The sequence below is a fragment of the bacterium genome (genome assembly GCA_023228325.1).
GTDB lineage: Bacteria > Auribacterota > UBA6266 > UBA6266 > UBA6266 > UBA6266.
Genome location: JALOBK010000011.1, coordinates 1 through 7772 on the forward strand (window position 1 = coordinate 1; position 7772 = coordinate 7772).

The window sequence follows — 7772 nt, forward strand, 5'->3', positions numbered from 1 at the left end:
CGGCATTATCAAGTTTTATACAGTATGCTCTTGTATCTTCCGCATCAATTATTGCTTCACCTTGCGCCTTAAATACCGTAGGTGTGTTCTGGTTTCCTGAATTAGATATAAACACCGCTTCTTCATAGGTCCCGGGCAGAACTATGACCGTATCTCCCGGTGAAACAGCATTAACCGCGGCTGTTATGGTCTCAAAAGCTGTCTCCTCACTTAGCCCGTCATCGTTATCATCCCCATCAGGAGAAACATAATACGTAACTGTCGCGCCGTCCATCGTATACAGGTCATAGGCTCCCATATCTATTACGGGCTCGCTGCCGGCCGAAGGCGTATCCTCGGGGTCTCCCGCATCTATACACGGAGAGTTATTATCATCACCATTATTTTTTGAGGACAGCTTAAGATAATCATCCTCTTCTTCAGGATCTGTGGATTTAAAGAGGGGGTTTGCGCTTATATCATGAGCACCGGCTGAAGCAACACCGCCGTAGTTATAACCGCCGTTTAACCCGTTATTCCAGACATTATTGTAATCTATATCAGCTGAAGACCCGGATTCTATTAATATCCCTCTATTAGAAGATGACGTTGTGCCATTAGCGATAATATTGTTATTTTTTATTATGTTATTTTGAGAATTAACATTAAGCTGGACCCCAGTAGTATAGTTGCCATAAACCGTATTATTTTTAAAACTGTTATAGTTGGCAGAATAACCAAATCCCACTCCCAAGCTACCATTTTCATATGATATGTTATTTTCTATATAGTTATAACTCGATTCACTAAAAAGAAATCCATTATAAGTATTCGAATAACTTCTGTTATCTTCTATCGAATTATAACTTGAGCCGCACTCAAGCCATATGCCTGTCTGGTTATCATAAACTATGTTATCCTGAATTGTGCAATACTGAGAATAAGCAAAAACATATATTCCGCATGTTCTATTGCCCCACGCGTTTGAACCACCCGCATTGTTGTATAATGTGTTTGAAATAATCTGATTATAAGAACTGTCGTTTAACTTAATACCGGTATCTGTATTATCATGGGAGATATTAGACGTTATGATGTTGCCGTTCGCGTAGATGTCGAGCAATATCCCGCTGCCTGTCGCGTTTTTGCACTCAAACCCTTCAATCGTTATATAATCCGCGTTATTAAGTTTTATGCAATAAGACCTTGTATCTTCCGCATCGATTACCGCCCCTTCCTCAGCATGAAAATATATGCGGTTCGAATATGTCCCGGAAGTTGTTATTGAAACCGCTTCCGTATATGTGCCCGCTTCAACTTCAACCGTATCTCCGGCGCTTACGGTATCCGCGGCTTTTTGTATTGTCCTGAAGGCAGTTTCCTGGCTAAGGCCGTCATCATTATCATCACCTGTAGTTGACACATAGTAAGTCGCGCAATACCCATTGGTTGCTGATAAAATCAAAAAAGTTAAAAAGACAGCTAAACTCATCCGCTTAATGAGAACTGCGCGTTTAGACATAAAAGCCTCCCAATTACATTTTTAAAACTTAATAACGATAATTTATAATGTATTACCTTTATAAAATTGATTGGAAATCAGCCGTGTTTTCCCAATCTTTTAATTTTCTAAATGCACAGTCCCGTCAGGGTTGAAGGCATGGGTAATATCTACATAGATATCTCCCTCTTCTTCAGGCATTATTGAAATTTGTTTGATTTTTCCAAAAACTAGATCTCCATCCATGTTCTCAGCTTTCCTTAATCTCAGTTTAAAATAATACTTTCTCTCTATATATCCCTTATCCCCAGCTTCAGTTAATATATCACTTACATTAAATATCAACTCTCTCTGGTATCCTGTTTCAGGGGCATCTCTCATTATATAATCTGTATAATTTGCATATTCTGTAGGCTGGAACTCCACAAACCCGCCTTCTTCATCAGATGTCCACACCTTAAATTGCCAGTCATTTATATCATCTGAACCGTTGTCTATCACTTCAAACCTTATATCCGCGTATTCATCCATATATTCAGGCGGTATCATTGTCCATCCAACCATCTGATCCCTGTAGAGATTTAGCCCAACAAGACTTTTCGCAGGAGATACCGCAAATCTTTTATATCCCCCCTTTAAATCATATAACTGGCCTTTGGGGATAAGAACTATTGTTTCCTCTTTTTCTGTCCCGTCTTCAGCATGATGAATACTTCCCCACTTCATATAATATTCAGGTTGATATATGCTAAATTCTATTCCTGTTCCCGTCCCCTCAATCGTAAAATTGCCGCTTGCATCTGTATATACCTCGCCACGGGTCACGTCTGTTCTTGCCATCCCGTAATTCAAATAATTCACCTCATACTTTATACACACTCCCGCAACAGGATTATTGTTTGTATCAACCAGAGCCCCAATGTATGTCATTAGTTTATTCGCTTCCGCGCTCGCCTGCTCCCACTGCTCTCTTTGCCATTGAATTGTTTCTTCTTCAGTCCATGCAAATACAATTGTCGTAATGCTCATCATAGCTATTAATAATATCAATACCTTTTTCATCAGTTCTCTCCTTGCAATTTTGGTATTCCTATATATTTCCCAATTCCTTTGTAATCATAAAATCTCCAGATATTTGGCAAAGGTAAATCTGTCATTGTTGAATGTCTCCATCGAAGTAATTCACCATTCTCATCTTTTCCTATAACTTTATCTTCAACACATATATTTTCACTATTTGTAAAATTTTCTCCAAACGCTGTAACACCCGCAGCCACTGTCCTGCCAGGATGTTTAAACGATAATTCTATAAAATAATCATCTTCAAATTCATGATTAGGCCTTGTTTCTATATCAGGAAGCAAAAGAAGATACAGCAATGTATTTTTAGTTCTGTTTTCATTGCATGCCCATGCCCCGTTTAATACTGTATCCAATGAGGAATATGTATTTAAAATTTTGCTTCCCACAGGTTGTGATATCCAATTAAAATAACTAAGCCAATGGTCTTCTTCAAGGTCATGTTTTCTGACTATTTCCAAATCAGGATCATAAGCATTTCCAACAACAGCCGCCTGCATCATTATCAAGTTGTTTATTACATTTTCTCCCGCATCATGATACCTTAAGCCCATACTAACCACCATATTTCCAAGGCTATGCGCTCCAACGTTTATTATTTTATTGGAATTCTTGTTTTTAAGTTCCCTTACATAATCTGAAAATGCTTCTGCCGTTTGCAAGGCGTTTAGTGTATTCGTATTAAACCATAGATTGTAACCATAAACTTCCCAGCCTTCATCCCCTTCCCATGTCAACCCTACAAACACTCCCCTGTATCCTGCCCAGTACATCCTCTTGTACATCGTTGAGAAACTTCTCACAGCTTCTTCCTGCGTAACATTATACCCGTGAACCATTACGAATATTTTATCACTGTCATCATCCATTGCCTTCATATAATATTTATTATCATCCCAGTCCTCAGGAGGAAGAACTGGATCCTCCGGCCCGCTTATGAATTCAACTGTCTCATAGTTCTCTGTCCTCGCGCTGACAAATGTATATAAATCCTCTACATCACACAAATAAATCAACCTGGTTTTGCTGAATACTTCCGTATCATTTTCATCTAAAAGTTTCAGCGTCACATAGAATGGCAGCGTATCTCCTTTTACCCCCTCAAACAGACAATACGCGCTGTCCTCATCGGGTAAAAGCACGTGTTCTGTTACTGAAGACATAACGCTGCCTTGCCACGTCGCTCTCCCTATGTTTAAGTGGCAACTTTGTGATAAAGCTTCTTCAGGTGTTTTTAAGTAGGCTAACGGATCATCCGTATTTGCTTTGAAGAAAACATTTATGCCTACTTCATGATAATTGCTGTCATTTAAGAATGGGGCTACATCAAGAATATATTTATGCCCCGCAGGAGGAGCTGAATAAAACGCCCTGAAAAAGCTAAAATCTTCCAAATCCCGCAATCCATTAATATAATCATCCGAACTATTTTCTATTGTTGCCGTATTTTCACCTTTATCAGTATCAAGGTCATTATTCAGCCAGAACTTAAAAATATCCTTTTTCTCTATAAATACATCGTTCCAATCACCCCAATATTCTACTTTCATATTCAAAAGCTTATCTTTTCTGTTTATTACATTGTCATTGTTGGAATCAAAACTTAAATCAAAACCAAGGGATGTAATAAATAATTTGCTTTCATCAATAATATTGTTATCTTTTACATATTTTAAAGTTAAAACAACCTCGCCGGGCTCTACCCCCTCTATATAGCATGTCCACTCATCAGCTTGAGCAAAATAAAGCTGACTCAAATCATCGGTTTCTTCATCATCCGGGCCAAGCAACTCTATAATTTCTTCGCCGTTAGCAATAAATACCCTTACTTTACCTGAAGGAGAAGGAGACTGTTCTCTTGATAATATTATCTGTGTATTTTCAATAACAGCAGATTCAATATTAAACCCTTTAATATCTTGATCGCTTGGGACTAATTTCCCGTCCGCCCTGTAACTTGATTCCAGAGAGGAGCTGCCGTCATTTCTGAGAAGGTCGTTGTCTGCTTTATCTTCTTCCATAACGCTTCCCTCATTACCTAAATACTCGTTATAGTCATCATTAACTCTGAGAATTACCCCCGGAAAACTTAAAAGATTTTCAGGAATTCCTGATATCATAACTGTTCCAACAGAGAAATCTGTTTCCAGAACCTCATTATCTTCATAAATCAGTTTTAAAGTATAATCTCCGGGTAACAATTCTGAATGATAAAAAGTGCCGTAATACTCTAAGCCGTCAACGGATTCTAAATCACCTTCTTTTATAATTCCACCTGTTGATTTATCAATAATTTTGTATTTGACTTTTCCCCCTATAAGCTCATCTTTATCAACCTTCACAAGAACAGAAAGATTATTATCATCCCTCACAAATTGAGGGGCAGTCAATACCGACAGGGCCGGTTGAATAATATCTGCCGTCAGAGTATCTGTAACTTCTTCATTTAACTCCGAAATCTTATACTTACATTTTATGGTAATTTCACCCTCAGTCTGTACTGTATTGTGAACGGTAATCCACGCAACTGGCCCTTCTGAAGTTAAGGTGTAATCATTTTCAGACAATCCTTCTATTGCCCACTCAATAACATAATCTAAAACAACATTGCTTAAATCCGCGTTTACTTCAAACTGAACTCCCGGAACTATTGTATTTTTATTAAACAAATCTCCGCATTTAAAATCTTTTATTCTTATGTAGAACGGCCTTATATCCAATTGCACATGACATTCATCACTTCCTACAGGCACACAATGCTGACTGATTTGCATATCAGCCTCAGGAGGAAGTTCGGCTTCTGTTAATACAATAGCTCCCGAATAATCGGTAATGCCTCTCCCAAATAAATTAATGTTAGTTTGGTTCTCATCATATGTTATAACTGTTTTATAATCATCCACATTATCTAATTTAGGGTCTGTGCGGAAATATACTTCCGACGAATCATATTCAGTAACAGAACAGTTAAGAAAATAAAAGAAGTTTGTACTTGTCCCGCCTGTATTTATTATCTCTTCTTCGGTTCCATCAATAACTTTAGTAACCCATCCATCCACAAATTCAGGGGGATAGGCAAAGGGCGGTGAATCCTCATACCATTTGATATTGAATGAATCATTATAATAATATCCCGTCCAGAAACCTTCTTCACGTTCATACCAATATCTTTTCGTGGGTATAGAATAATAAACTACTTTCGTGCCTGTAAAAGTTGTTTCTAGTCCGTCTTCAAAGTTAACTGTACAACTCCAATTAAGTTCATTTCTCCCGTGTTCGAGCTCTATATCCGCCCCATTTTCTCCAACATCAACCCCACCTATTACCATAGAAGATATATAACCGGTATCTGTCAAAATAGTTATATCATATGTGATATTAATCTCTTTCTCTCTTGATATTAAAGGTGTATTGATTACTAAATCTAGAGGGGGTATCTTTTCTGAAAAAACATTAACGGTTTTTGCCGCAAAGTTATCAGTGCGGTGTTTTTCAAATACTTTAATCTCTATCCTATTGCTGCCCGGATATAAAGGCAGAGCATTGATAGAAAATTCATCTCCGTTTATCGCGCAATATAAAACCCTGCTGGCCAAATCACCATTACTGTAGACACTTATTTCAGCTCTTTCAATATCAACTGTTGCGATACCGGAAAGATCAACATTGTTTTCTGTGGTAACGGTATTGTCTGCGACATTAATACTTTTTATTGCTATATCAACATCATCGTTTATTCCGTCCCCGTCAGTGTCTTCATTATTCGGATCCGTCCCATATTGTATCTCCGTATAATCATCAAGCCCGTCACCGTCCGAATCAGGGTTTGTGGGATCCGTTATATAACCGTAAGTGCCGTTTACTTCTTCCCCATTCGTCAAATTGTCATTATCCTCATCACCTTGAGGATCAAAATATATAATGCCGTCAAAAACAACTTCACTCTCATAAACCGCGTTTCTAAACTTTACATAAACGACTTTTTCGCTATAGCCGGCGCTCAGTGTCCACGCTTTTTCAGTTGAGTAATCCTCCCACCCCGCGCCGGCAAAATCAGGATCTTCGCTTATCATCATTTCCGCCGCATTTGAACAGGATAAATTCAAATTAATGTTGGGGCTGACAGTATAATCCCCCTCTGATATGGAAACCGAAGGGTTCGATATTTCAAAATATGATTTATAATCAGCCTCAATTTCTTCTTCGGTCAACGCCCTGTTGTAAAGTTTGACTTCGTCAATTATGCCGTTGAATTTCTCTCCATAACTGCTATTCGCTCCAATTACAAGATTTTCATCAACAGTCTGTATTGAACCGGTAGCGCTGGTAGTATATTCAACCGGTTCACCATTGAGATATATACACATCATTCCACCCTTGTAAGTACCTGCAAGGTGATACCATTGACCCACTTCAAGATCGGGTGTCGCAACCGATTTGATTGTCCGGTCCGATTGGCAAACCTGAAAAAATATCTTGGGAACGTCCTTGCCAGTTACTATAATATACGCAGTTTGGCTATTATCGGCAGCCCATACTCCCTTTGATAAAAGCCGATTCCACCAGGCAGGAATTTCGCTAAATTTAAACCACATCTCTACCGTTAGCTGGTTTTCGGCATCCAAACTTGAATCATTTCCACAATTGACATAATCATCTAATCCATCAAAATTCAGGCTATAATCTGATATTCCTTGAGTCCAGGAGGCCCCGTTAATTGTTCCATCATTCTCATATGTGCTTGAGTCACCGAGAGATGACCCTTCTCCTTCGTCCATTTTCCAATAACCTATCAAAGCGGGAGCGTTGGTATATATATCAAAAGCGCCCATATCAACCCTGGGAAAAGTCTCAATGCAGGGTTCATCGTTGGGGTCTCCTGCATCAATACAGGGCGAGCTCCCAGCATCTCCTTTATAGAAAGACATTAATTTTAAAAAGTCCTCATTCTGTTCATTTATGGATTTAAAAAATGGGTCATAAGATATATCACCCGTGCCGGCGGATGCCTGTCCGCCGTAATTATTCGTCCCGCCGGGCCCGTTATTCCAGACATCGTTGTAACTTATAGTCGCAGAGGAACCAGTCTGTATGTTTATCCCGTAATAACTTGCCGAACTTTCTCCGTTATCGGTGATTATATTATTCTTTATTATATTCCCTGATGTAGATTCATTTAAAATTATTCCATCCCTGCCGTTGTTATAAACAG

3 protein-coding genes are annotated in these 7772 nt (G+C 38.7%); all 3 read right to left on the reverse strand.

What is annotated here, in order from left to right:
- On the reverse strand, positions 1-1501 hold a 1501-nt coding region (locus M0R36_10500; protein ID MCK9556224.1), incomplete at its 3' end, for a right-handed parallel beta-helix repeat-containing protein.
- Positions 1502-1600: 99 nt separating this feature from the next.
- Positions 1601-2542, reverse strand: coding sequence for a transthyretin-like family protein (locus M0R36_10505; protein ID MCK9556225.1), 942 nt, complete (start codon positions 2540-2542; stop codon positions 1601-1603).
- Positions 2542-7772 (reverse strand): alpha/beta hydrolase (locus M0R36_10510; protein MCK9556226.1); only part of this gene is annotated, 5231 nt, incomplete at its 5' end. The genes M0R36_10510 and M0R36_10505, both read right to left, overlap by 1 nt.

Bases quoted from the DNA above. Each gene is read 5' to 3' on its own strand.
- M0R36_10505 (MCK9556225.1), bottom strand. From the start codon at position 2,542: ATGAAAAAGGTATTGATATTATTAATAGCTATGATGAGCATTACGACA.